We start from the raw sequence: 24,801 nt of genomic DNA, 5'->3' as shown, positions 1-24,801 counted from the left end.
CTTAGCCGTGATCACCATGGCTGATAAGAAACATCCTCCTTTTGGAGCTAGTGTTTATAACAAAGATAAATTAGAAGTAGGCATTATTTCAGACGAAGGTTTTGTTTATTTATCAGGTGTAAAAGCAGGTGAAACTTTAGATCTTGCTTGGAGTGGTGAAACTTGCCAATTCCAATTGCCTCAAGTACTAGAAAATAATTTAAGCAACATGTTGTTGCTTCCTTGTAAGTAATTAAATTTAAGTCAACGGTGAATGAAATGAAATATATCAACACACAAACATTAAGCGCTATCGTTACACTTTGCCTTTTTTCTCAATCCGCTTATTCCGCTATCGCATTAGATAGAACACGTGTTTTATATAATGAAGGTGAGCGCTCAGTTAGTATGGTTTTAGAAAATGAAAATGAATCTAAACCTTATTTAGCACAGTCTTGGCTTGAGAATAGTAAAGATGAAAAAATTAATTCTCCTTTTGTGGTAACACCACCAGTTCAACGTATTGAAGCCGGTAACAAAAGCCAAATTAAGATACAGGCATTACCTGCAACCAATATGTTACCCACAGACAGAGAAAGTATTTATTACCTTAATGTTCGTGAAATTCCTCCTCGTAGTGATTCTCCCAATGTTTTGCAAATTGCATTACAGACAAAAATTAAAGTGTTTTATCGACCAAAAAGCATTGTTGCACCTAGTCGCTTAGAAGCTAACCCAATGGAAAAAGACATTTTGATTGAAAAACAAGGTGCTAATTACAATGTAAAAAACCCTTCACCTTATTATTTAACTATTACCAAAGTGAGAAAGAACAATGTCGAAGTAAAAGACTTTGAAGCGGTGATGATTGAGCCTTTTGGCCAACGTCCATTAGGGGCAAAAGTGGTTGATTTAGGTGTAACGCCAGCCATTGAATATCTTAATGATTTCGGTGGATTAGTTGAATTAACATTCCAATGTCGTGGAGATATTTGTTCAGCAAATATCAAAGATAAGAAGGCGTAATATTATGCTTATATTCCGAGGTGTAATACTTTTTCTTTGTATGAGTTTTCTCACTCCTTCTGTATGGGCTGCTTCTGGCTTTTTAAGAGTCACAGTGAGCGGGAGTGTGGAATCGCGTCCTTGCAAAATTAACGATGGTAAACCTATCGAAGTGAATTTTAATGATGTGATGACCACAAGAATAGAAAACGAAAATTATAAACAAAAAATGGATTACACCTTGGATTGTAAAACAACAGGTGATCCGAGTATGTCTCTGAAATTTACCGGTGATGGTGCAGGATTTGATACACGTTATTTAAAAACAAGTGTGACAGATTTAGGGGTATTATTTAAAACCGCTGATACCAATATTTATATGACAACACCGTTTAAGTTTAGCTATGAAACGAAACCTGAGCTTTATGCTGTACTCGTGAAAAAAAGTGGTGCCACATTACCAACGGGCGCTTTTACTGCAACTGCAACTATGCAGGTTTATTACAACTAACAGAGGAATAAACAATATGCATTATTATCCATTCCTCATTATGTTATTTTTATTTTCTGCATTTTCTTTACCCAGTTTGGCAAAAGATAATGAAACACAGGTACTGATTAAAGGTAATTTATTAACTCCACCTCCTTGTAAAGTGAATGATGGCAATATGATTGAGGTGAATTTTGGCCCCGTGGCAATAAAAACGATTAAAGGCTATGACCAAAAACGCGAGATTAATTACCAAATTACTTGTGAAGAAAATTTAAATAACTGGAATATGTATTTATCGATAGATGGGAAAAAAAGCAGTTTCGATACCAATGGATTGAGAACCAATATTAATGAATTAGCCGTAAAATTTATGATGGGTGATTCTATTATTGATTTAAATAAAAAGTATTCAGTTAATTTAAATAACCCCGAAAAGATTTGGGCTGTCTTGGTTAAAAAAGAAAATAGTGAACTGACGCCCGGTAATTTTACCTCAGGTGGCACTTTATTTGTGGAGTACCAATAATGAATAGATTAAGTGTGTTTCGCTCTATTATTGGTAGTTGTTTATTATTTTCCTCTTCTGTTTTTGCAGCTGAAAATCTTAATATTTTTGGTTCATTAATTATCGCACCTTGCAAAGTCTTGCCTGAACACTCTCAGGTTGATGTGACATTTGATGAAATTCGCTTGGATGATATTTATAAAAGTTATTTTGAATTTGAGAAAAAGGATTTCAAAATTACTTTATCAGAGTGTGATATCTCTATTGCCAAGCAAGTGAAGATTAAGTTTGAAGGGGCTACACATAATGAACTTGCTGGATTATTGGCATTAGACGACAGCGCAAACAACCCTGATTTAGGAATAAAAATTACCACTAAAGAAGGTGTACCCGTGATATTAGGGGATTATACCAGTTTATATAATATTCCTAATAATGGTGTTTTTGAGCTTAATTTTGTTGCTTATCTGCAAGCAACAGCGGTTGCCATTGCAAATAAATCAATTAAACCGGGGCATTTTTCTGCTACCGCCGTGTTTTCTTTGAAATATGAGTAACAAATAATGAAAAGAATACAGCAAATTTTAAAGTTACTGATTGTCGTATGTGGTTTTTCGCTATTTAGCGCACAGGCAGGTTATTTTACTTATATTACTAAATCTGGCGTTTCTCCTGATAAGTCAAGTGATATTCGTTATGATTTTGTTATGGAATATTGGACTGAGATAGGATTTACGCCAAATCCTTGCAAAAGCTTGGGTTTTAATGGTCGATGTTATATTCAAATAAATCACTTCCATAGCCTACCTGATAAAGGTGGAACGGGGACAGAACGTCGAGTTCCATGGCGTTGTAATGTTGATTTACAAAAATTGGCTAGTATGTCCGAGATACGTGATGTCGCAATGAATCAATGTGGTTTATCACTTCCTTTTGTTGGTTTTAGTGATCACCTTGGTAAACCTAAGGTTGATGAATGTATTGCTTTTTTTATGACGAGTAGTCCAACGGGAGGAAGTGGAAGAATGGTGCCTGGCGGTGTATGTGGTATTGCCCCACCGCCTGAAGGTAAATGTGCATTTATTTCTAGTAATTTAAATATTTCACATGGCGTACTTGATGTGACACAAGTTAATGGTGATGAAGCCGAAGAGCAATTTGCACTTACTTGTAATGAAACTATGCCTGTAAAAATTACCAGCTCAATGGAAGATCATTTTTTAAACTTAAAACCAGATGGTAGCATTCGTTCTTTTTTAACCTTAAATGGTTCACCTGCATCGATTGGAACACAGGTTAACGCAATAAAGAATGAATATACTTATGTGAGAGTGATGTCAAAGCTTCAAACCTATGGAACGCCTTCATTAGGTAACTTTAGTGGTACTACGACATTGGTATTATCAATACCTTAATAAAATTAGAAGAGTCAATAATGACCTAGATTGATAGCGTTTTTCGTTGACTTACCCGCACATACTTGTGCGGGTTTTTTTATGTGCTTAATGTGAAAAAGGTTTATAGCGTTATAGGTTCAATAACTAATTCACCTTTATTTGTATCTAATTTTAGCTTTTGAGATTCTGTGACTTTTAATAACGTAGGCCCTAAATTGACTAACATCGGTAAGCGCATTTCCGCCGCGATAATGGCGCTGTGAGAGTGACTATCACCTTTTGCTAAAGCAATACCGACTAATTGACTATCAGCTAACTGAATTAATGTAGAAGGGAAAAGCTCTTTTGCGACCAAAATAGCAGGTTGTGAAGGGGTGAAACTTGGGCGTGTTTTATCTTGTAAATGATAAAGCACCTGATTACGTAGATCACGAAGATCGAGTTCACGCGCGCGTAAATAAGGATCGTTGAGGGCGCAATACAGTTGTGTTCTTTCTTGCATTTCATCCGACCAACTTTGTTGGGCGCTGATCTTCTCTTCTTTAATGCGATCAATCACACTCGTTATTAACTCATCATCATCTAACATCATGATATGGCCGTTAAAAATAGCACCAATATGCTCACCTAATGTCTGGCTTGCTTTATTGGCTGTCTGTTTTAGAGCTTTTATCGTCTCTTTTATTGCAAAATTAAGTTTGCCAATTTGGGCATGGATATCAATCGGTTCAGATAAGTTTTCTATCGGTGATAGCTCTATTTCATGCCAAATAAAAGCAGGGGCTTTAATTTGAGACACCGGGGCCAAAATACCTTTTAATGTTATGGTATTAGAATCAGAAGGTAGCTCTTCACCAAAGCCATTTTTGGCAAGTTCAAGAAAAGCGGCTATCGCTTCATCTTCTTGCTCACCAGAGGCGATTAACGTTATCTCATCACCTTGGCGAATTTGTATTAATGACAGCTGATTTAAGCTGAGAGGATTAATACGTCTATCCCCTTTAACTAGTTGATAATCTGCCTGAAAAGCAGAAAGCACCTCAACTAAAGTCGCAGCCGGTCTTACGTGTAATCCATGAGGATTGCGAACAACCCAACTTGCCTCTTTGCCATGAATTTTGACAGGGGCATTAATATCATTTCTAGGCTGAACGAAATTTTCACCCAGCTGAATTTTCTTTGGATATAAAGAATTTGAAGCTTCTTCAATTACTTTCTCTAATGACGCTCCTGAAGATGCCGCGACAACCGCAGCAAGCGTACCTTCAACTAAGGGAGCTGAGCAGAGAGTAACTTTTTCAGCGAGATCAGGATCAAGTAACTCAATCGCAGTTTCTGCACTTAATATTGCACTGCCTAAATCCATCATCACAACAATAGATTGTGCTTGAGAAAGTGATTCTATCGCCGTCATAATTTTAACGGCATCAGTACCAATTGCATGTTCTTCATCGTTGATACCTGCGGCAACGGCAAGTTGGCAATGAGCCGGATTAAGCATCTGACTGGCAAGCTCTGCCACACCATCAGCGAGATGTTTACTATGAGAAACAATAACAATATTTATCATGGTAGACCTTTATTGGTTGCTTGTGTTGGTTGTTTGGTCAGTTATGCATTAATACTATTTGCAAGGGCTTGTATCATCAGTACCACAGAAGCACTGCCGGGATCTTTATGTCCAATACTGCGCTCACCTAAGTAGCTTGCTCGTCCTTTTCGAGCTTGCATCGGGATAGTATTTTCAGCGGCTTTTTCAGCGACAATTTGTGCTTGGTTGAGGGCTTCTTTAATAGAAAGATTTTGTTCATTAGATTGTTTTAATGACTCAACCACTGGCCACCAAACATCACACATGGTTTTATCATTTGGCTCTGCTTTTCCTCGGCTTACAATGCCTGCCACACCTTCTGTTACCATTTCAACGAGTTGGTTAAGTTCTAGATTTTGCAATGAAGCCGTGGGTTTGGCGGCACGAATAAAGAAGGTACCAAATAGAGGGCCACTTGCACCGCCAATATTTGAGAGCAATGTCATGCCTGTGGTTTTGAGGATGGTGCCAATATCTTGCCCGTCAAATTCAGGTAATTTTTCCTGCACTTTTCTAAAGCCACGGTTCATATTTAAACCGTGGTCAGCATCACCAATTTCACGATCTAAATCCGTTAAATAATCGCTGTTTTGTTCAAACAGCTGTGCACATTGTTGTAACCAAAGAATAATTTGCGCTTGAGTTAATGCCATAATTTGTTCCTTTTTATTTTTATTAATAACTTATTTCACCATTGCGGGTGTATTCACTGGGGCATCCCATAAAGAGAGCAATTCATCATCCACTTTGAGTAGTGTAATGGAGATCCCTGACATATCGAGTGAAGTACAATAAGCGCCAATTAAAGAACGTTCGATGGTTAAGCCAAATTTTTCACAGCATTGAGTTAAACGGTTATAAACACCATAAAGCTCAGATTGTGGTGTGGCACCTAAGTTATTAACTAAAACAATGACGCGATCGCCAGATTTTAAAGGCTGTTTTTCCTGATTTTCATCGATCCAAGTGCCGTTTTCACGATCCCAATTGCGGATCACTCGTTGATAGTGGCCATTTTCAATTAAAGTATTAAACATGGCATCGACAGTATCGTTCAGGGAAGTAAATTTACGACGATCAATACCTGGTTCACCGTGAATACCGACACCAAACTCCATTTCATTTTCAGGTAAAGTAAAAGAGGGTTTTCCTGCTGCTGGAACTGTACAGGCTTCCAAGGCAACACCGATAGAGAAACCATTGTTATTAATGTGATGACCTAATTTAACCAGTTCATCAAGAGAGTCGCCTCTTTCAGCTGCCGCACCCAGTAGTTTTTCAATTAATACGGTATTGGCAACACCACGACGTCCTGCGGTATATAAGCTATCTTTTACTGCCACATCATCATCGACTAATATTGTGGCAATTTTTACACCATCGTCATGAAGCAGTTCTGTTGCCGTTTCAAAATTCAGCACATCTCCGGTGTAGTTTTTTACGATCATTAAAACACCTTCACCGCTATCGATCTCTTTGGCACAGTCATACATTTTATCCGGTGTTGGTGACGTAAATATTTCACCCGGGCATGCACCATCAAGCATCCCTTTACCTACAAAACCTGCATGCATCGGTTCATGTCCGCTGCCACCGCCGGACAATAGAGCAACTTTACCTTTTATTGGAGCATCTTTTCGCGTGACATAAAAAGAGGAGGGATGAAATTTGATTTCAGGATGGGCTTTTGCAAAGCCTTGTAGTTGTTCAGATAACACATCATCAACTCGATTAATCAGCTTTTTCATCTTAAATGCTCCATTTGAAATTTGTGTTTAGTTTTCAAACCAAAAATTGATCTCTGGTTTGGTGGCTGACAAATTATTTTTTAAAGGATTGGCAAACACGGCATCAATAAGCGGTATTTGTTTTATTTAAAACATAAGAATTATTTTTATTTAGCTTAAAAATGAATCTACATCATTTATCTTTCTATAAGTATAGGTTAGTCAAATAACCTATCAGAATGGGAGCAAGATCATAAAAATAAATGAAAAAAGAGTGTCTGTTAGTGATGGTTACATACCTTGCAAAAGAGTGAGTGCTTTCTCTCTTTGTTCTGGAGAGAGGTTTTTAATCACATTTAATAACAACATATCTTTGTTTTTTGCACTTGGCATAAGGGTATGACTAAATGTGAGGTTTAAAACAAAGGTATGCCCGCATTCAGGATCACGACAAGCACAATAGAGATCGGATAACTCTTTGTGTTTACGATTACTTTTCTTTATAAGCGCTTTTTCACCGCATTCAGGACAAAAAATAGTTAAGACACGCATATCGTTTTTCTCTTTTTTATGGACTATCAGATAGCTTCTATATTAGCTGAAAATTGTATTATAACCAGTCTATTTATTGTTTTTCTATATAAAACTTTGTTTTAAGGTTGTTTAAGAAGTTGGCAACAAGTTTATTTGTTTTATTTTGTGTGAATAGTTCGGTTATTGTCGGGTAAACAGTGATAACCGACGTTAACCGAACAAACTTACTAGCCTGAAATACAAACTTTGTAGATAATAGCTTCACATTAAATGATATGGAGATAAGCAAGATATTGAATTTATTGTTTATTTTTTTATTGATTTTCAGTGTAAGTAGAAGCAATAGACAAGGATGTCTATTACAAGTTAACAAGGAAGTTAGCAGTAATATAACTGAATCGTCTGTTGTTTATCGCAAATGGATGTTGCGCGTAGTTGAAATAAAAGGAACTTACGTTATCTCAATCGGGAATTTATTCAGTTACACAGGGTCGTGGCTTACTGCTAATTCTTTACAGATTATCTGATGAATGTTGGGAGGGGAGGGTTCTTTTTACGGTTAAAAAAGTGTAATCAGAGATGAGGTGTATTCATGGATGAATATGACAATACATTGATATCATTAGTCATAGTGGGCGCTTTTATTGCATTAGGGAAGATGCTCGTTGCGAATGAAACTATTACATTAAGATTGTTTATCGGCAAAATTATTTTAGGTTCTGCGGTTTCTGTTGTTGCTGGCGCACTGCTTATTTTATGGCCTGGAATTGATTCTGTCGCAGTAATGGGAATAGGTTCAGCGCTCGGTATTGTGGGTTATCAGTTAGTCGAAATCTGGTTACGTAAACGAGGTAATCAATTTTTTTCAGGGAAAGAAAAAGATGATACCAAGTAAAAAATGCAACACGTTTTCATCATAATAAAAGTCGATAAATTCAGTTTTGTCTCGAATGACTAAGGAGTTAGGTCATGTTCAACACACAAGCGTTATATGCATGGATTGCACTACTGGCGTTTAGTTTGGGTTGGATTGCTCAAGGATGGCATCGAGATAATATAGCGTTAGAACAACGGATGTTAATAACGGCAATCGAAGATCAAGCAAACATGGATGCTTGTCTTGATCTTCAACTTTTTGTTTACGTATTAGAGGAAAATTATCCCTAATATAAAGAGAGGATGCTCTTATTTTACTTAGTGAATGTCAGTTCCTGACCATTCTGCAAATACATTAACATAACCCCGAGCTTCTACTACACCAATCCAGTCTTCACCTTCCATTGAGAAAAGAGAAGCACTTTCATTCATAGGGAAGGTTAATTGTAAATCGGTACGATAGAAATTACCTTCTAACTGATAAGGGCAATCTCTATATGTTCGCCAGCAACGGTTACCAATAAATGGCGTAATAATAGAAGTATTTCTCTAATAAATTGATTCTATTTAAAGTGATATTAAAGGTTAAAATAAATAATCTATTTTAAAACTAGTTTATATTTTATTTTTTCCTATGAGCTGTTCGTATAACTTCAATAGAAATATTCAGTAATTAGAATAAGATAATCCTAGAGAAAAGTGACTTATTAATTGCGATAAAAATAAAGCCCTATCAATGATATAAACACGAGATAAGGCTTTTATGATTTTTAGTATTAAGGTACTGAGGTAATCGTTTGGGGAGTTGTTTTTCTTTGGTGAAAATAAGCAGTAATAAGCAACATGGCATAAAATATGGCCCCCATCAGCCATAACAGGCCATCCCAATAAGCGGTGCTATAACGATAAATAAAGGCAAATAAGAGAGGACCAATGATCCCGGTAATATTGGTGAGACTCACCAGCGTACCTTGTAATTTTCCTTGCACATTATCATCGACAGATTTTGATAAATAGCCTTGTAATGCGGGTTGCCCCATACCTCCAGCGGCTAAGCAAATTAATGCTGGCAAGATAACCCAAACTTGGCCTATCCACGCTAATAATAAACAGCCCATCATATCAATAGACATACTGATCATAATGGTGGTTTTTTCGCCCCATTTCTGTGCCAATTTCCCGGCGACAACCGCCTGAAAGAAAATATGTAATACACCCAAAACCGCCAAAGACATACCGACAGAGGTTGTGTTCCAATCAAAACGGTATTGTGTAAACAACACCCAGATGGTAGCTGGAATTTGCCCGATAAGTTGGATAATAAAATAGGCTGCTAACCAAAAGTAGAGGCTTTTCTTAATAAAACCAGTGACTGTATTTGATGCTGTTTGGTTTTCAGGTGTGCTATCGGCAACAGGTGCTTCTCTTTTTTGTGTTTCACGGAAAAAGAGCAAAGAGAGTATTAATAATATTGAGTGTGAAATAGCGGCAAAGATAAATGGCGTATGAGCACTGATGTCACCTAATAATCCCCCTAGCATTGGACCAATAATAAGACCAACACCAAAAGCACCACCTAAGAAACCAAAATAGCGAGTTCGATTTTTAGCGGGAGTCACATCACTCATCGCCGATGCACATACGGCACCTGTTGCGCCAGTGATCCCCGCAATGATGCGCCCAATATAGAGCATCCAAAGTGTGGTTGATAATGCCATTAAAAGATAGTCGAGTGCCGCGCCTAAAAGGGAAAACAGCAAGATGGGTTTTCTGCCGTATTTATCAGACAGTCGTCCTAGAATAGGAGCAAAAATAACCTGCATGGTAGCATAGAGCGCTAATAGCACTCCGTAATGGGTTGCCAGTGAATTTTCACTGACAAATTCATTTAATAGCGTAGGGAGTACTGGCATGATAAGCCCAATGCCAATGGCATCTAATACGGTGATCAGCAGTATAATAATAATTGATTTATTCATTGAGATCCTAAAAAATCTATCAGTGATAGAGTGGGTGTAAAATATCTCTATCACTGATAGATTGTCAAGACTATTTTATTCTGAGGTAGGTAATGGCAAAGCTAGATAAAGAACAAGTTATTGATAATGCGTTAATTTTACTTAATGAAGTTGGTATTGAAGGGTTAACAACACGTAAATTGGCGCAAAAAATAGGTGTTGAGCAACCTACATTGTATTGGCATGTAAAAAATAAACGCGCTTTGTTAGATGCATTAGCAGAAACTATTTTGCAAAAGCATCATCATCATGTTTTGCCATTACCGAATGAAACATGGCAGGATTTTTTGAGAAATAACGCGAAAAGCTTTCGCCAAGCCTTATTAATGTATCGTGATGGTGGCAAAATTCATGCAGGAACACGTCCCTCTGAAAGCCAATTTGAGACATCAGAACAGCAACTACAGTTTTTGTGTGATGCCGGGTTTAGTCTATCCCAAGCTGTGTATGCATTGAGCTCTATTGCGCATTTTACATTAGGCTCGGTACTGGAAACCCAAGAGCATCAAGAAAGCCAAAAAGAGCGTGAAAAAATAGAGACGGATATTGTTGCCTATCCGCCATTATTAACCCAAGCCGTTGCAATTATGGATAGTGATAATGGTGATGCTGCATTTTTGTTTGTCCTTGATGTGATGATCTCTGGACTTGAAACAGTATTAAAGAGCGCTAAATAAATCTAAATTCGCTGACGTCCTTTTTGGCTAATTAATTGCCCTTGTATGTCAGCGATACCAATGTGGGCAATGCAACCTGCATTAAATTGTAAATAGTCATCTTCGATGCCATCAGAGAAAATTACGCCATTTTCTGGCATCAAAGATCCTAATTGCAGTGGTGAATCAGGTTCAATAGTGCCAAAAGTTAGTGCAACACCTGTCGTTCTACTTGGAAACGGCTCTCTTACACTAAATTGTAGCTTTCGTTCACTCCAACTAAAACCTTGTAACAGAGGGTGTGAAGCTTCCCCTGTAATTGCCATCGCACCAGCAAGAATAGATTGAAACCAGCCCGTCGATCCCAATCCTGTTGACACAATAATGCCTGATGAAGATTGCACTTCTTCAGTGCCATTCCATTGCAAAATATACCGTGCGGAAGTGTGGCTTTTAGGGCCAATAAATAAGTCATTAACCGCTAATAAGGATTGACCATCATTGGTTGTCGCTTGTGCAAAAGTGACCGTTTTAAAGGGCATTTTTTTATTTATGGTATTAATAACTGTCTCTTTTAATTGCCCTATTTCAAAGGGTAATAATTTACCATCCCATCTTGAAGGATCAGGATTTATGGCAATGATAGGCTGTCCATTGAGGTATTTCAGCGTATTGGCAACAAGCCCATCTTGACCAATCACCACCACAATATCGCGAGGTGAGAATTGATAGCTAGGTAATAAGCCTCTTTCTAAAAGTTGAAATCGTCCTAATGATTTTAAAATCAGCTCAGCTTCTGTGAGTTGCTTTTGATATAAATTGTGTTCATTGAGGTAATCCTTTACCTCAACATTGTTGTGTTCTAAATAGAATTTGGCTTGTGACCAAGTATTAAAGCGCTCAATTAATTCCTGTAAGCGGCTTTTTCTCATCACCAGCACAAAGCGAAAATCTTCGTTACGTTGCATTATTTACTGCCTTTTTTCATAAATTGGCTAAATAAATCAGGTGTGATATTTAACTCGCCGATTTTTCCTGAATTCAGTGCTAAGGTTTCAAATGCCATTGCCATTAATTGTTGTGAGTCCATTTTTGCTAATGCCATTGCTTTTAGGTTCTCAACGGGCAATTCACGATAAGCACGCATAGTAGCTTCAATAGCATAAGCATCCGCTTCTGATTGTGTTCGCTGATTTTCAGCACTTAACGCGACCAGTTCTTTGCGTTTTGCTTCCGCATTAACTTTGGCTTCAAGGCGTTCTTTTTCAATCTCAGCTTGTTCGCGTAGTAATGTACGTTCGTTTTCTAAACGTGCTTCTTCAATCTCTTGGCGTTTACGTTGAACAGATAAATCGGTTTCTAATTCAGCCTCTTTAATGGTGCGCTCTTGTTCTACTGAGAATTTACGACGAGCATAAATGGCATCATCGGCTTCTTTCAGTAAGGATTCTCTCGCTTCAGCTTCGAGTGCTTTTAAGGTTTCTGGCGATGGTGTGATTGCCGCAATAGAAACATCTAAAATCGCAATACCTAATGCCTCTAATGAGGGATGTTCAATTAATTGTTCCATCACTAAAGTCACTAATGATTGGCTAAGTAATAACGCTTCTCTAAGCGGTGTACTTTGGATCTTTGCTTGAATTAAGGTTTGTGCAATACGTACAACACGATCACTGAGTTTGAGTGGATCTTCAGAGGCATACGATTTGCCATTTTTGCTTAAGTTAAAGTTGAGTACTTCTGCGGCTTTTTCAGGTACTTTAACCTGAAATGAGATTTGTCCTTGAATGCGTAACCCCTGAAAATCCGAGGTTTGGAAGTTAAAAATAAAAGGTGCTTCTTGAGCGTTTAATGGTAATGCCGCAATGGAGGTTGTGGCGGAGTTATACCAAAAACTCAAGCCTTTACCTTGTTGGCGAACGTTACCATTGACGGATTTGATAATGAATGTTGATGAATCAGCTTTAAAGTAATTTAAGTTAAACATAGTGTCTCTCCAGTTAGTGTCCTTATGACAATAACTGGATTGTGTCCTATCGACACTATGCTTGTCAACTGACTTAGTGTCTTTATGACAAAATTTGATTTTTTGCTGTTTAGGCTTAAAATAGTTTCATCGTCTTCTAATAAAACTTACGCCATGAATGAACAAGATTTTTTAGCCAGTTATAACCGTCGTGATTTCCTATCACCCCTGATCACTGTTGATTCCGTACTATTTACTTACCATGAAGAGCAGTTAAAAGTGTTGTTGGTGAAAAGAGGAGAGCATCCTGAAAAAGGAAAATGGGGTTTACCCGGTGGATTTGTCGACGAAGTGCAAGATAAATGCCTTGAAGATACGGTGCTAAGAAAATTAAAAGAGAAAACGGGCGTGATTCCCCCTTATATTGAGCAACTCTGTTCAGTGGGAAATAGCCAGCGTGATGTAAGAGGTTGGTCGGTGACGGTTTGTTATACCGCGTTGATTGCACATCAAGCCTGTGAAGCGCATATAGATACCGTGGATTCGGTGATGTGGTGTCCTATTGATGAGATTGCACAACAGAGCTTAGCGTTTGATCACCATGAATTAATTGTTCAAGCAAGAGAGCGATTAAAGCAAAAATCACTCTATTCGATTGTTCCCGGATTTGCATTACCTGAAGAGTTTACCTTGCCAGAGTTACAGCATGTTCATGAAATTTTGATTGGGAAAGAGATCCAGAAAAAATCATTTAGACGACGCATCGAACAAGCCGATTTATTAATTGATACTGGAGAAAAACGCGCAGAAAGAGGACGCCCTGCAAGTCTGTATCGACTCAAAGAAGCGTCTGCGGATTATCGTTTTATTCGAAATCTTGAGTTTTAATAGGCTGACGTTTTACAAAGCGAGTTGTTTGACAAAGTAGTGAGCGCCATCTCGAATGGCGTCATCAGCCACTTTCATCATACGTGAGTAGTGTAAAAAGGCATGTAATGTGCCTGGATACATTTTATATTCACAGGCTAATTGATGGGTTTCTAAGGTTTTAAATAGTGTCACACTATCATCAATAAGTGGGTCATATTGTGCACTGGCGATAAAGCAAGGCGGAATATCTTGCGTTAAATCGTTATTAAATAAGCAATAATAAGGTGCATCGCGACTGCCAAGTGCGGTTAGATATGCATTATCATATTCTTCTAGATCTTGCTGGCGCAATCCATCCCATTCTCCCCCATAAAGGCGACGGCTGGTGGAATCGCGTAATCCATATAATCCATACCAAAGCAAAACAGCACTGATATTTCCACAGTGAATTTGTTTATCGCGTAGCCACAATACAGTAGCAAGAGATAACATTGCACCCGCAGAATCACCCGCAAAACCAATATATTGTGTATTGATATCATAGTGTTTTGCATTTTGATGATAATACTGACAAACCTGTGCCGATTCATCGATAGCTTGGGGATAGCGAGCTTCGGGTGACAATGAATAGTCAATACCAATAACGGCACAACCGGTATAGCAGGCAAGCAGTCGCATAATGCGATCGTGAGTATCTAAATTTCCTAAAATAAACCCACCGCCATGCAGATAATAGAGTGTCGCGGGTGTTTTTTGTTTGGGTTTATAAAGACGCGTTAATACACTTCCATAAGAAGTACTCACCGAAATATCTTGTATGCTAAACATCTCTGGTGCATCCGCATTCCAATAACGCCTATCTTGATTATAAGCAAGACGCATTGATGGATAATCATCATTTTCTGGCGCAGGTTGCGGATTATCTGCATAAAATTGCATAACTTGCTTCATCTCTGGCGAAATAAGTTCTAGCACATTGATTTTATTTTTAGTTTTCATTTATGCCTCCAATTATCACTGTGGGGTATTGTAAATAATGAGGCTTAATAAACTGGGATCTTGATATCCAATATTGAACGTTAGCGCGAAATGGAAGGAGTGAGAGGTAAATATGTGATCTGACTTGGATTTAAATAAAATGGCAAAAATAGGATTAATTGCACAGTTTTTCTTAACTAAACATAGATCTGAGAATAGAAATGATTATGATATGTGTTATTGTGTTTTAATACTTAATCTTATTTTAGAAACGAAAAATGAAAATAAAATTAGCTATTTTAAGTTTATTTTGTAGCACCATTTTACTAAATGGATGTGCTACTCAATCAATACAGCCGGATGCTCAATCTAATTTGTTATTGAAAACAAAATTAGCCGATGAACCAGAGAAAATGACTGAAAGTGAAATAAAAGAGTCAAATCTTACGGTTAAAAATTATCCTAAGAATTTATCACATCCATTACCTACTTATCCTGTAAAAGCGGCTACTCAAGGCATTGAAGGTGGATTAAAGGCGAAATTTGATGTTGATGAAAATGGGCATGTACAAAATATTAGGCTGTTAGATTCCCCTTTAGTGGATGTTTTTGGTTTGTCACTTATTCATGCTATGGAACAATGGCGCTATGAAACAGGAAAACCAGCAAAAGATTTAAATTTAGTTATAGAATTTAAGCTTGGAGCTAAAAATTAAATTTAATACCATAAAAAAAGAGAATAACCCGCCAATAAATTAAACGGATTATTCTCTTACTTTATTAATTTGACACTAGTTGCACCACAACCAGTCGCCCGCCTTCTTCTGTCGATAACACAAATTGCAATCCATCGGTTAACGCAATTTTATCGCCAATTGCTATCTGCTTTTTCTCTGGCAATACCATTAATCCATCAATACGCTCATTAACAAGCCACCATGTTGAATTGTGATAAACAAAATAACCTACACGCTTTTTCTGTTCATCAGTGGTGCGTTCATTAGGTGCAATAAGGCGATTAACATGCCAAGGAAACAGTGATTGATTACTCCAAACCATTAAGCGGTGATCGTCGGGTCTAAAACTACCAGCTTTACGTGAAGAGTAGAGATTTAAAATCGGCAATTGCCCTTTATATGGTGTATGACAATAAGGACAAACAGGCTGAGTCTTTCCTGAAAAAACATACCATTGCTGTTCACAATCTTTGTTCTGACAAGGTTGAACTAAGTCTACCGTTTTGACTAAAGCGGTTTCCCATTCATCTGCGGTAGGGCGTTGTGAAGGATCGTGTAACCCTGTAATAAAGGCTCTTTCAAAAAGAGGCGTTAGGTACGGCCCCATAATCGTGTATGGGATTTTTTCAGGATCTGCCCAAGGGAGAGATGACGGTTTTACCTGATTCAATTTGACCGCATTACTACGATCGGTTGGATGCTCAATAAACAGCGCTTTTTCACCCATAGACAGTGTTTCATCACGCATTTCATCATCAAGATCGTGAATTTTGCCACCACGTAATGGATGACGATAAAACAGATACATATAGATTAATACGGCGAGCGCGTGTCTATCGCTCGTAATGCTTGGCAAGATACGGTTAGGATCTTCTTTCGGTAAATGACTGGTTTTTACCACTTCTGGTGCAATAAAATCAGGTGTTCCCACAACATCAGGTGGGTATTTACCAGGAACCACTAAACCATCAATATCAATGACACAAGCATGACCTTGCTCAGGATCAATAAGGACGTTTTTATAGCTTAAATCACTATGGCATAAGCCTGCTGCATGCATTCGGCGAACGGCTCGAGAGAGCAATAAACAAACTTTCAGATAATTTAATAGATTGCCTCTTTCGCGAGGATCGAGAAATTTATTTTGGTTGTTGGCACTTGCAAACCATTTACCTTCTTTTTCTCGACCTTTTATCGCCAAAAAGTCATTATTTTTAGAACCATATTTAAAGAAAAAGTGGGATTGATAAGTCGGAACAACAATACCAATTTTGCCTTGATGTTCGACAACATCTGTTGGCCAACAAAATAGGTTTTTCCAATATTCTCCGCCACTTTGCTCAAAGATATTATGTCGATAAGAGCCTGTGATCATATCGATTCTCTCTTTGGCTTGTGCATTCTGTTTTGTTTTATAGAAGGCAACAACATAGCTTCGGTCAGGGGAAAAATAGACATCTTTCATTGAGCCAGAGCCAATAATTTCATTGACGTACTGAACTGTTTTTCCACTTTGCGTTGTACAGGTAATGATCTCTGACATGAAATTCACCCATTCTCTCTTTTATGATTACCAGGCCACAACCAGAGTGCGGTCATCGTGATTGCCTGCTGAAAAGAAATTCAGCCATTCAGCCAATGCTTTATCTGCATTTTCAGGAGAGGCTAAACAAGGCGATATTTCATCAATGAGTGCAGCCCATTTATTGGGATCTTGTAAGCCATTATCTGTTTCAAATACAGGATCAGACACCCCATCCGTCATTAAAATAAGATGTGAAATTTCTTTCCACTTACCAATAATAATGCGTCGATTAAACTCAGCATCGTTGAGCGCACTATCATCAAGAAAACGGGTTTGTCCTGCATATTCACCACTATCAGGAATACCTAAAATGCGCACTTTTCCGGCGGGTCCATAAGCCGCAATTGCACCATCTCCCATCCAAAATGAGGCAGCAAATAACTCATCATTGATACGCAAAGAAACCGTGGCTAATAACGTAGTCGAAAAAGATTTTACCGGTTCATTAATATGAATGGCTTCGTTTTTGAGGTTATTAACTGCCAATTGTGCTGCATTACGAAAGAGTTGAGCAAAGAAGTTTCCTACTTTATTAATGGCATTATTGTCATTCCATTGATGGATGGCTTCAAGATGAGGTTTAAACGCTTCATTCCCCTCACTTAGCTGTGATTTTAAATAGTGGCTTACGGTATTGATAGCAATGCGTGAACCTTCACGAGAATAGCGTGCACTACCCGCACCATCTGCGACAATTAAAATATTCCACTGGCTTTGCTCATCGTGGTGAATATAAAAATCATCATCACGGAATGTGCCTGCATGTTCATGAGAGCGACCGCGACGGCTAGCACCTGCAATACGAATATCTTCTTCAAGAATAAGTTTGCTATCTATATGTGCTTTGGGATAAGGGCTGTCTGCGGGAGGCTCGTTGATTTGCCATAAGCTACGAGGATCAGGATTGATGATTAATAAGACGTCATTGTGATAGCGAGTGCTATTAACAGACCAATGGACAACCAATGTGAAATTGCCACTTTTTGTTGGCATACCTACTAAGCAACGACTTTCAGGATCAAAACTTATTCCAAGTGCTTCAGGGAAATTAACCGCTTCAATTTCGGCAATTTCGAGGGTATCTAGCTCGATATTGAGCGTGGAGTTAAATGCGGTACCTACTTTGGCATTAGAGAGGGTAATTTTTGCCGTAGGACGTTGAATAATCGGTTTTTCTGTTGGCATTGGCGATGAGTGTGTTGGAATTTGTCCCGGTTTTAATAGGCTCTCTTCTGGCAACGATGTTTCTTCAGAGGCTAAATCGCGGGCTGGTGGTAATAACAGAAGAATAGGTTGTGCTTTGTCTTGCGTTGTTATTTTTTCTGCTGTTTTTGTTTTGATTCTATCAATAATAAAATCAATATGTTGAGCGATTTCCATATCTTCATACAGCGCAATAACCAACTCTTCATGTACAGGAATACGCTGTTGTGTCAGTGTGTCATCAATAATCAGTTTTGTGAGTAGGGCTTTTTTATCCATTAGCCTTTACCTCGTGTGACATCAAAGTCAGATTGATTGCTGTTATCCCCAAAGGTGATGTTGTTATCACACCAAGGGCAAATAACGGTTTCAGGGCCATTTACACAGAGCAATTTGCCACATTGGCAAACGGCAAAAGCAGTGGCATTGCCACAATAAGGACAACCTGGAGTGCCATGAAGTTCACTAGTATTAACTTGATATGCGGTGGCGCTGAGATCACTCCATGCAAAGTAATCTTCATTTAAGGTGTAGCAACCCGTTAAGTTAAAGCCATTAAGATTAAGATTAAAATCCAGCCCTGAAGCTTTCATGGGAGGCCGTTCATATTTCATTAAATAAGGTGAGCGTGTGTGGCTACAACGACCGACAAAAGTGACACAAGATTCATCATAAGCACGCGCGACATCATCTTTTGCAAGACGAACAATATGCTCTGTTTGACTTAAAAGTGGTGGTGGCTCTTCGCCAACACTTCGGCTATGAGAAACCACTGACATCGTTATCCATTTAATAAAACGAGTAAAATCGCCTTCTTGTGCTTCGGTAAATAACAGTACATTTTCAGTTAATTGCGACAGTACATGTAAGTCTGCACTTAAGCCTAATCCAATCGCAATTAAGTTAACTTTGTTGGCGTAGTGATCTTTCCAGCGCTTGATCTCTTGTGCGTAATCATCGGTAGGCCTGCCATCTGTTAAAAGGTAAACGACAGGCTTCCAATCGCCTTTTTGCTCAAGCGTGGTTTTTCTTACTTGAGTGTCGATTTGGTGAGAAAGTTCTCGTAATGCACTGCCTAATGAAGTGCCTCCTCCTAATGGTAGTTGTGGTGGGTAAAAAGAGACGACTTCAGTGAGTGGAACAATCGTTTTTGCAACACCAGCAAAGGCGATAATAGAAACATAAGCAGTTTCAAGGGCGTGCGGATCACGCCGTAGATCGCTAATAATAGTGGTTAGACCGTCATTCATCTTTTTTAGGTTTTCACCAATCATCGATTCTGAACAATCTAAAACAAAGAAAATGGGTAGCCTTCTCATTGTTGTACCTTATCACTTTATTGTGGCTGTTATGTATTGTGATGAATAAACCAAAGCCTGAATAAAATAAAAGCAAAGCCTTTTGAAGCGCTTTGCTTTTGCGGATCACAGTACCAGTTGGATTTCAGGAGGTGGTGGCGGTAGGGTATCTTTATCCGTATTCACGCCTGCACTTGAACTGCCGGATGCAACACTGGCAGAAACCCATTTAAAGAAGCCAGAGAAGGCATTGGAGTCTAGCGTTTCTAAAGCCACTACTTGAGATGTGAGTTCTTTAAGGTGATCGTGTTTGGCTTTCGGGCCAACAGCACAAGCGATGATCGAACCAAATGAACGTTTTTTCACTTCTTTAATCGCTTCACCATAGGCGTAAGCATCTGAAGGTGTGCCATCGGTCATTAAAAAGACGAGGGGACGCCAGTCACCTTTTTGGTCACCATCAGAGCGTTTAATATCACGATCGACACACTTGATTAAACACTCCAGCGCTGCACCCGTAAAAGTACCGCCAGAACTCGGCACAGTGATATCAGAGAATTGGAAATCTTCTAATGCGGTTAATGGGATAAATTCGCGTGCCTCATTATCATAGGTAATGATGGAGATATGCACACTTTCTAATGCGTAAGGATCTTGTCTCAATGCATTAAGCATTGTTTGTATCCCTACGTTAACTGCATGAATAGATTCACCTCTCATTGATCCTGAAGTATCAATTAATAGGTAAACGGGAAGTCTTCTCATTAGGTGAAGTCCTTTAAGTAAGAAATGAAGCTATCTGAACTTGAAGGCTCGCCAATGGCGTTAAGTTTCCAGCCATTTTCTTCTCTGACTAATTCAGCAAACAGCATTGAACGTTGGTTGTTGAAGGCTTCACCTCCAGATAAATCAAAACGAGCCATTTCGATATTTTGGGCATCAACAGCGCGGATAAAGGCGTTTTGTACTTTACCGAAGTGTTGTTGTAGCTCTCGACCATTGTAAATCTGAACAATAAAGACAATTTTGGTAAATTTAGGATCAAGAGTGTTTAATTTCACGATGATCTGCTCATCGTCTCCATCGCCTGCGCCGGTTCGGTTATCACCCGTTAACCAAATCTGTCCAGATTTGTGTTGTAAGCTATTAAAGAAAATAATATCGCCATTGACGAGGGAAGGTTGTCCGCCTTCAATTTGTCCCAAATCGTTAACTTTACCGTTTTCGCCACATAAAAAGGCGATAACATCTAAATCGTATTCTTCACTTTTTTTACCAAAAAGCCCACCAAGAAATCCACGTTTTTCTTCGTTGATATCCCAGCCTAAACCGATAGTGACAGAGGAAAGGTCATATTCATTTTTCTTTAAACTAACACCTTGTCCTTTTTTTAAACTAACAGACATATTCATTCCTTTTTTATTTAAAGTACAACGTTAACCTCAGGAGGTGGCGGTGGTAAGTCATCAAGATCACTAATATCTTTCTTTGTTAAATCGACCTTTTGACTACCGACAGAAATACTGGCTGAAACCCACTTAAAGAATGACTTAATGGTGTTAGAGTCCGCAGTATCTAGCTGTAATACAATTTCGGTGATATTTTTGAGCACATCAGTTTGTGCTGCTCGTCCTGCCGCACACGCAATAACAACACCCGTGCGTGCCGCTTTAAATTTCTCAACGCCTTTTTTCCAATCGTCTGTGGGGGCGCCATCTGTCATCACAAAAACTAATGGGCGCCAATCGCCTTTTGTTTCAGCTGTGGTTTTTTGTACTTCTTTTTCAATACGACTAGAAACTAAAGTTAGCGCTGAACCTAATGCAGTTGTTCCACTTGCGACTAAATCAGGTACTTTAAAATTAATTAAATCAGTGAGTGGCACAATCTGTTGTGCGGTTGAATCAAAGGTGATGATAGAAATATAAGCAGTTTCTAATGCGTAAGGATCTTGGCGTAGTGTTGATAAGAGCATTTCAACGCCATTTTTTACTGCTGCAATAGGTTCTCCATACATAGAACCTGATGTATCAAGTAAAAGGTAAACTGGCAATCTTCTCATGCATTTATCCTGTGAGTGAGATAGAAATAAGCGATTAATATACTAACCGACTCATGAAGGTGTTTAATTGAGATAATGCTTAGTTTAATTAAATTAGGGAAAAAACGCAGTGATGATTGTCCAATATTATTAATCTGAATAAAGATAATTTGAAAAGTAAAATAAAAGAGTAATTAAGCTGTCTTTCACTCTTAAATTGAGTGGTTAAGTGATTTAATTTTATTAAAGAAAATATTTTTTATTATGCCATCACAATAAGAATGATGCTAAATGATTGACTTATAATGACTAGGTATAAATACTATTTAATTAAAAACAATAAAAATTATGAAAAAATAATTAATTCAAAATGTTAGCGTATTGGTGAATTCTATTTTTAACGTAATTTAAAATAGAATAAGATTAAGATTTAATATATAAATTAAATTTATTAAATAGGTTTTTATATATATTTTTCATTTTTATTGGCTTATGAAAAATAACTTGATACCGAAGTATCAAGTCACTTTTTATTATCTATTTTTAATTCTTTTTTTCTTTTTCTTTCTCGGCTATTTCAGCAAGTGTTGATTGAATTAAATTTTCAATATAGTGATCAACTAATAATTCAACAGCTTCACTACGTGTGGAATTCTTTAAATAAGATAATCTATCAATCTTACGTAATGCCGACATTTTTAATGAAAGTGAAACTGATTTTTTCTTATCTTTATCGAGATAAACTCGGCTTGTCATTCCATTGTGGCGAAGATCTTCACTGGCAGATAATGCCTCACGCATACGGCGTAATGCTTTACTATCGAGTTGACCTCGTTCAGTCATTTGATATGCGCGAGAAGCTTTGCTGTACTTTATTTCAGCGCCATAAGAATCTCTTATCTCTTTTAAAACGCGCGTTAACGTAGGCTCTGAGCATTCAAGAGCGGAAATAATCTTAATGGTTGGAACCTTTTTTCCTGAGCTTAAAAGGGTTGCCAGTGTAAAGACTCTGACCTGTCGAGTGCTTAATTGCATGCTTAGTTACCACTTATTATGTCATTCGTGTGTTAAAATATTCAGCAATCATTTCTATTATTCTTGTTCTTTGTTGACAAGGATAAATAAAATAAGCTTCCTATTAAATGTAGTATAAATTAATAATTGAAATAAAAAATATATACTTTTTTTTAAATAAAAAGTTTGCGTTACTCTTATAAGTTCTAGTTAAAGATAACATGCTTTAACTAGACACTTATAAATCGATATCAATATAAGATAATTATTTTATCTCATAGAGATTACTGCCCGTTATAAAGTATTTTATGTTGCGTTAAAACGTTGAGCATTATTTTGTTGGTTAGGAATAATGCCATAAATTTTAGCTCTAGTTAAAATACTTAATGCCCAACGACGATGTGTTGCCGGTTCACACATTGCACCTTGTGATTTAAAGACGGCTTGTGTTGAATTTAAAATACGCAATGCATCTGAATGATCAGATTGAGGCACCATGAGTGCTTGTTCAATTTTATGAATTTGCTTTGGATGAATTGCCGTTTTACCAACAAGGCCATTGGCAATATCAAGTGCCAGCTCTTTATCCATAATATGATGATCATCAATATGCTCACAAACAGGCGCAGTAAGGGCGAACTGGCGAGCACCAAAGACAGCAACCAACATTTTTATCACGTAACCCATTGGGCCATCATAAAGTGTTAATTGGCGATTACGTCTAAGAGAAATAACATTCATTAAATCATTGCCACCAATACGTAATGCGATAATTCTATTATGGCAAGGGTGAGTTAATAGATGGTTTGCAAGCTCTGTCATTTGAATAACATCAAACACTTCTTCTGTTTCAAGTGTTGGCATCATACATAAATGCGTATTTTCAATAATATTCCACCAAATTGGCAGAGAAGCTTGCGTGAATTTAGGCAAAACAAGACCATCTATAGCACTGACATCAAGGTTTTCAGTGATCCATTGACCCATTTCAGTGTGACGAGGGCGAATAAACAGTAGTGGCCAATGGCTACAATCACTGTTTTTTTTGTGTTCTACTAAGGTATTTAATAACGTGGCCAAATTTTCTAACGCAACAGGAATATCGGCATCACTCACGGCATCTTCTAAACAGATAATTAAAGAGCGTAACCCTTCAATTTTCTGGTTGATGATTGTTGTTGCGATATCTGTTCGTGTTGCAGGCATATAAAGCGTTGCCCCTAAATTCCACGGGGATAATCGTTCAATCATTATTTCACCTTTTTAATGATAGTCACTGCACGATATTGACCAAGCGCTTGCCCTGCCTCAATAACAGCAATATTTTTTTCCTGCGCAAGATAAACCAGTAACGCAACATCAGGATCGGTTATTTCTCTTACAAGAACATGGTCAGGTACACGGCGTAAAACAGCGCGTGTGGCTTCAGCAATACCGGGTTTTATACGATTGATATTTGAAATATCATATTTGTTTGCAAGTGAACTAACGACGTTTTCGCTCAGCTTTTTTAAGTCTGATTGTTGTTCTTTAAATGTGGCGAGTGGAATATCGTTATCAATTAATGCATCAACGACTTTTCCAACAGTATCAACAAGGTAACGACTGCATTCATACTGTTTTAAATGTTGGCAATCCACAAAACCGTGAAAGCCTTTTTCAGTCCAAATTGAACGTGAAATTAATCCTGAAACAGGTGCACCCATGATCCCAAAAGGGATAAGCCAATCTTCATCGCTGGCACTTAACCATGCACAGCCACAAGGATCAGCAAGGACGACAAGACGAGGTTGAGGTGGATAACCTTTTCGTCCTGATAATGAACGAATAAGTTCACCTGTAATAGCGCCTTTTCCTGTCCATCCATCAACAAAAACAATACCTTCTGTACCATGGCGTTGTTCTATCCATGAAAGAGCTTCACTATCAATACCTCTATCTCGAATAATACTAATACCGTAGTGATAAGAGTTTTTTCCCATTTTACGCAATGTTTGTTGCAACATGACGCCTAAAGGAACACCTGCACGAACCAGGCTTGTTAGGATTATTGGGGTATCACCAAAGCGTTCAATCAGTGATTTAGCCAACATGATGACTTCAGTTGCTAAACGTGTTGCACCTGTTTCCAGTGCTTTTTCAAAGAGATCTAAATGCCACGTTGTTGGCTCTGGCTCTTGGCTTAGCATGTCAGAATAGTGGAGTTTACCCGACTGTATCAGCTCTTCTTTTAACTCAACGGGTGTCATTTCTATATTCACCGGTTGAAGTAGGAAATCGACATCACCTGATACATAAGAGCCAGAAAATGGCTTATGATCCATCATG

Annotated in this window: 28 protein-coding genes; 11 read left to right on the top strand and 17 right to left on the bottom strand. The window is 38.0% G+C overall.

All coding sequences use genetic code 11. The features are described 5' to 3' along the window. Positions 1-16: 16 nt before the first annotated feature. The 6 genes from GTH25_RS19390 to GTH25_RS14700 are packed head-to-tail and all read left to right on the top strand — an operon-like array spanning position 17 to position 3,397. Entirely contained in the window at positions 17-232 is a 216-nt protein-coding gene (locus GTH25_RS19390; protein ID WP_238788864.1) for a FimD/PapC C-terminal domain-containing protein, read from the top strand. A 26-nt stretch (positions 233-258) separates the two neighbouring features. Next, a complete protein-coding gene (locus GTH25_RS14720) occupies positions 259-1,005 on the top strand; it encodes a fimbrial biogenesis chaperone (protein WP_075672682.1) in 747 nt (248 codons plus the stop codon). A 4-nt stretch (positions 1,006-1,009) separates the two neighbouring features. After that, entirely contained in the window at positions 1,010-1,495 is a 486-nt protein-coding gene (locus tag GTH25_RS14715; protein WP_075672681.1) for a fimbrial protein, read from the top strand. Positions 1,496-1,511: 16 nt separating this feature from the next. Continuing rightward, a complete protein-coding gene (locus GTH25_RS14710) occupies positions 1,512-2,003 on the top strand; it encodes a fimbrial protein (protein ID WP_075672680.1) in 492 nt (163 codons plus the stop codon). After that, positions 2,003-2,539, top strand: a complete 537-nt coding sequence (locus tag GTH25_RS14705) for a fimbrial protein (RefSeq protein ID WP_075672679.1) — start codon at positions 2,003-2,005, stop codon at positions 2,537-2,539. The genes GTH25_RS14710 and GTH25_RS14705 overlap by 1 nt, the downstream gene beginning before the upstream one ends. Before the next feature lie 6 nt (positions 2,540-2,545). Continuing rightward, positions 2,546-3,397, top strand: a complete 852-nt coding sequence (locus tag GTH25_RS14700; protein WP_083629086.1) for an MrpH family fimbial adhesin — start codon at positions 2,546-2,548, stop codon at positions 3,395-3,397. Positions 3,398-3,500: 103 nt separating this feature from the next. Here the strand turns inward: GTH25_RS14700 and dhaM are convergent, their stop codons facing one another. The 4 genes from dhaM to GTH25_RS14680 all read right to left on the bottom strand — a co-directional run bounded on the left by dhaM (position 3,501) and on the right by GTH25_RS14680 (position 7,249). Continuing rightward, complete coding sequence (gene dhaM / locus GTH25_RS14695; protein ID WP_075672677.1) at positions 3,501-4,949, bottom strand: dihydroxyacetone kinase phosphoryl donor subunit DhaM; 1,449 nt, start codon at positions 4,947-4,949, stop codon at positions 3,501-3,503. A 41-nt stretch (positions 4,950-4,990) separates the two neighbouring features. Next, positions 4,991-5,623, bottom strand: coding sequence for a dihydroxyacetone kinase subunit DhaL (gene dhaL, locus GTH25_RS14690; RefSeq protein WP_075672676.1), 633 nt, complete (start codon positions 5,621-5,623; stop codon positions 4,991-4,993). Positions 5,624-5,653: 30 nt separating this feature from the next. Next, the gene (dhaK, locus tag GTH25_RS14685) at positions 5,654-6,718 is read right to left on the bottom strand and encodes a dihydroxyacetone kinase subunit DhaK (RefSeq protein ID WP_075672675.1); all 1,065 of its coding nucleotides are present in this window, start codon (positions 6,716-6,718) and stop codon (positions 5,654-5,656) included. 270 nt (positions 6,719-6,988) lie between these two features. Then, positions 6,989-7,249 carry an Ogr/Delta-like zinc finger protein gene (locus GTH25_RS14680; RefSeq protein ID WP_075672674.1) on the bottom strand — a complete coding sequence of 87 codons (261 nt, stop codon included), beginning with the start codon at positions 7,247-7,249 and terminating at the stop codon, positions 6,989-6,991. Positions 7,250-7,823: 574 nt separating this feature from the next. Here GTH25_RS14680 and GTH25_RS14675 point away from each other — a divergent pair. Both GTH25_RS14675 and GTH25_RS14670 read left to right on the top strand, forming a co-directional pair. Beyond that, on the top strand, positions 7,824-8,126 hold the full coding sequence (locus tag GTH25_RS14675) for a phage holin family protein (RefSeq protein WP_075672673.1): 303 nt from the start codon (positions 7,824-7,826) through the stop codon (positions 8,124-8,126). A gap of 74 nt (positions 8,127-8,200) precedes the next feature. Beyond that, complete coding sequence (locus GTH25_RS14670) at positions 8,201-8,398, top strand: hypothetical protein (protein WP_098941920.1); 198 nt, start codon at positions 8,201-8,203, stop codon at positions 8,396-8,398. 485 nt (positions 8,399-8,883) lie between these two features. Here GTH25_RS14670 and tet(H) read toward each other — a convergent pair whose 3' ends face one another. Beyond that, the gene (tet(H), locus tag GTH25_RS14665; protein ID WP_164530689.1) at positions 8,884-10,086 is read right to left on the bottom strand and encodes a tetracycline efflux MFS transporter Tet(H); all 1,203 of its coding nucleotides are present in this window, start codon (positions 10,084-10,086) and stop codon (positions 8,884-8,886) included. A gap of 92 nt (positions 10,087-10,178) precedes the next feature. Here tet(H) and tetR(H) point away from each other — a divergent pair, with 92 nt between their 5' ends. After that, positions 10,179-10,802: a tetracycline resistance transcriptional repressor TetR(H) gene (tetR(H), locus tag GTH25_RS14660; RefSeq protein WP_109419706.1), complete on the top strand. Its 624-nt coding sequence runs from the start codon at positions 10,179-10,181 to the stop codon at positions 10,800-10,802. A gap of 2 nt (positions 10,803-10,804) precedes the next feature. Here the strand turns inward: tetR(H) and GTH25_RS14655 are convergent, their stop codons facing one another. Both GTH25_RS14655 and GTH25_RS14650 read right to left on the bottom strand, forming a co-directional pair. After that, positions 10,805-11,749 carry a diacylglycerol kinase catalytic domain-containing protein gene (locus GTH25_RS14655; RefSeq protein ID WP_075672669.1) on the bottom strand — a complete coding sequence of 315 codons (945 nt, stop codon included), beginning with the start codon at positions 11,747-11,749 and terminating at the stop codon, positions 10,805-10,807. Beyond that, a complete protein-coding gene (locus tag GTH25_RS14650; RefSeq protein ID WP_075672668.1) occupies positions 11,749-12,768 on the bottom strand; it encodes an SPFH domain-containing protein in 1,020 nt (339 codons plus the stop codon). Before GTH25_RS14650 ends, GTH25_RS14655 begins: the two co-directional genes overlap by 1 nt. Positions 12,769-12,921: 153 nt before the next feature. Between GTH25_RS14650 and GTH25_RS14645 the strand changes: the two genes are divergently transcribed. Next, positions 12,922-13,635 (top strand): NUDIX hydrolase, encoded by a 714-nt coding sequence (locus GTH25_RS14645; protein ID WP_075672716.1) that lies wholly within the window; start codon positions 12,922-12,924, stop codon positions 13,633-13,635. Between the two features lie 12 nt (positions 13,636-13,647). Here GTH25_RS14645 and aes read toward each other — a convergent pair whose 3' ends face one another. Next, positions 13,648-14,616 (bottom strand): acetyl esterase, encoded by a 969-nt coding sequence (gene aes / locus GTH25_RS14640; RefSeq protein ID WP_075672667.1) that lies wholly within the window; start codon positions 14,614-14,616, stop codon positions 13,648-13,650. A 257-nt stretch (positions 14,617-14,873) separates the two neighbouring features. Here aes and GTH25_RS14635 point away from each other — a divergent pair, with 257 nt between their 5' ends. Then, complete coding sequence (locus GTH25_RS14635; RefSeq protein ID WP_075672666.1) at positions 14,874-15,311, top strand: TonB family protein; 438 nt, start codon at positions 14,874-14,876, stop codon at positions 15,309-15,311. A gap of 64 nt (positions 15,312-15,375) precedes the next feature. On the opposite strand, the gene GTH25_RS14630 is transcribed toward GTH25_RS14635, so the two are convergent. The 9 genes from GTH25_RS14630 to GTH25_RS14590 all read right to left on the bottom strand — a co-directional run bounded on the left by GTH25_RS14630 (position 15,376) and on the right by GTH25_RS14590 (position 24,800). Continuing rightward, positions 15,376-16,875, bottom strand: a complete 1,500-nt coding sequence (locus tag GTH25_RS14630; protein WP_156734033.1) for a helix-hairpin-helix domain-containing protein — start codon at positions 16,873-16,875, stop codon at positions 15,376-15,378. Positions 16,876-16,902: 27 nt separating this feature from the next. Beyond that, a complete protein-coding gene (locus GTH25_RS14625; protein WP_075672664.1) occupies positions 16,903-18,399 on the bottom strand; it encodes a PP2C family serine/threonine-protein phosphatase in 1,497 nt (498 codons plus the stop codon). Beyond that, positions 18,399-19,439 carry a TerY-C metal binding domain-containing protein gene (locus tag GTH25_RS14620; protein WP_075672663.1) on the bottom strand — a complete coding sequence of 347 codons (1,041 nt, stop codon included), beginning with the start codon at positions 19,437-19,439 and terminating at the stop codon, positions 18,399-18,401. The genes GTH25_RS14625 and GTH25_RS14620 overlap by 1 nt, the downstream gene beginning before the upstream one ends. Positions 19,440-19,544: 105 nt before the next feature. Beyond that, complete coding sequence (locus GTH25_RS14615; protein WP_075672662.1) at positions 19,545-20,183, bottom strand: vWA domain-containing protein; 639 nt, start codon at positions 20,181-20,183, stop codon at positions 19,545-19,547. Further along, on the bottom strand, positions 20,183-20,824 hold the full coding sequence (locus GTH25_RS14610) for a TerD family protein (protein WP_075672661.1): 642 nt from the start codon (positions 20,822-20,824) through the stop codon (positions 20,183-20,185). Before GTH25_RS14610 ends, GTH25_RS14615 begins: the two co-directional genes overlap by 1 nt. 17 nt (positions 20,825-20,841) lie before the next feature. Next, entirely contained in the window at positions 20,842-21,480 is a 639-nt protein-coding gene (locus GTH25_RS14605; protein ID WP_075672660.1) for a vWA domain-containing protein, read from the bottom strand. A 522-nt stretch (positions 21,481-22,002) separates the two neighbouring features. Beyond that, complete coding sequence (locus GTH25_RS14600; protein WP_075672873.1) at positions 22,003-22,494, bottom strand: tellurium resistance protein TerW; 492 nt, start codon at positions 22,492-22,494, stop codon at positions 22,003-22,005. A 285-nt stretch (positions 22,495-22,779) separates the two neighbouring features. Further along, positions 22,780-23,724: an HpcH/HpaI aldolase/citrate lyase family protein gene (locus tag GTH25_RS14595; protein WP_075672874.1), complete on the bottom strand. Its 945-nt coding sequence runs from the start codon at positions 23,722-23,724 to the stop codon at positions 22,780-22,782. After that, positions 23,724-24,800, bottom strand: coding sequence for a cysteine protease StiP family protein (locus GTH25_RS14590; protein WP_099660225.1), 1,077 nt, complete (start codon positions 24,798-24,800; stop codon positions 23,724-23,726). The genes GTH25_RS14595 and GTH25_RS14590 overlap by 1 nt, the downstream gene beginning before the upstream one ends. Position 24,801 lies beyond the last annotated feature (1 nt).

This window comes from Proteus terrae subsp. cibarius, assembly GCF_011045835.1.
In the GTDB taxonomy this organism is placed as follows: Bacteria; Pseudomonadota; Gammaproteobacteria; order Enterobacterales; family Enterobacteriaceae; genus Proteus; species Proteus cibarius.
The sequence above is the reverse complement of the archived record's forward strand: the minus strand, read 5'-3'. Positions and strand labels throughout refer to the sequence as shown.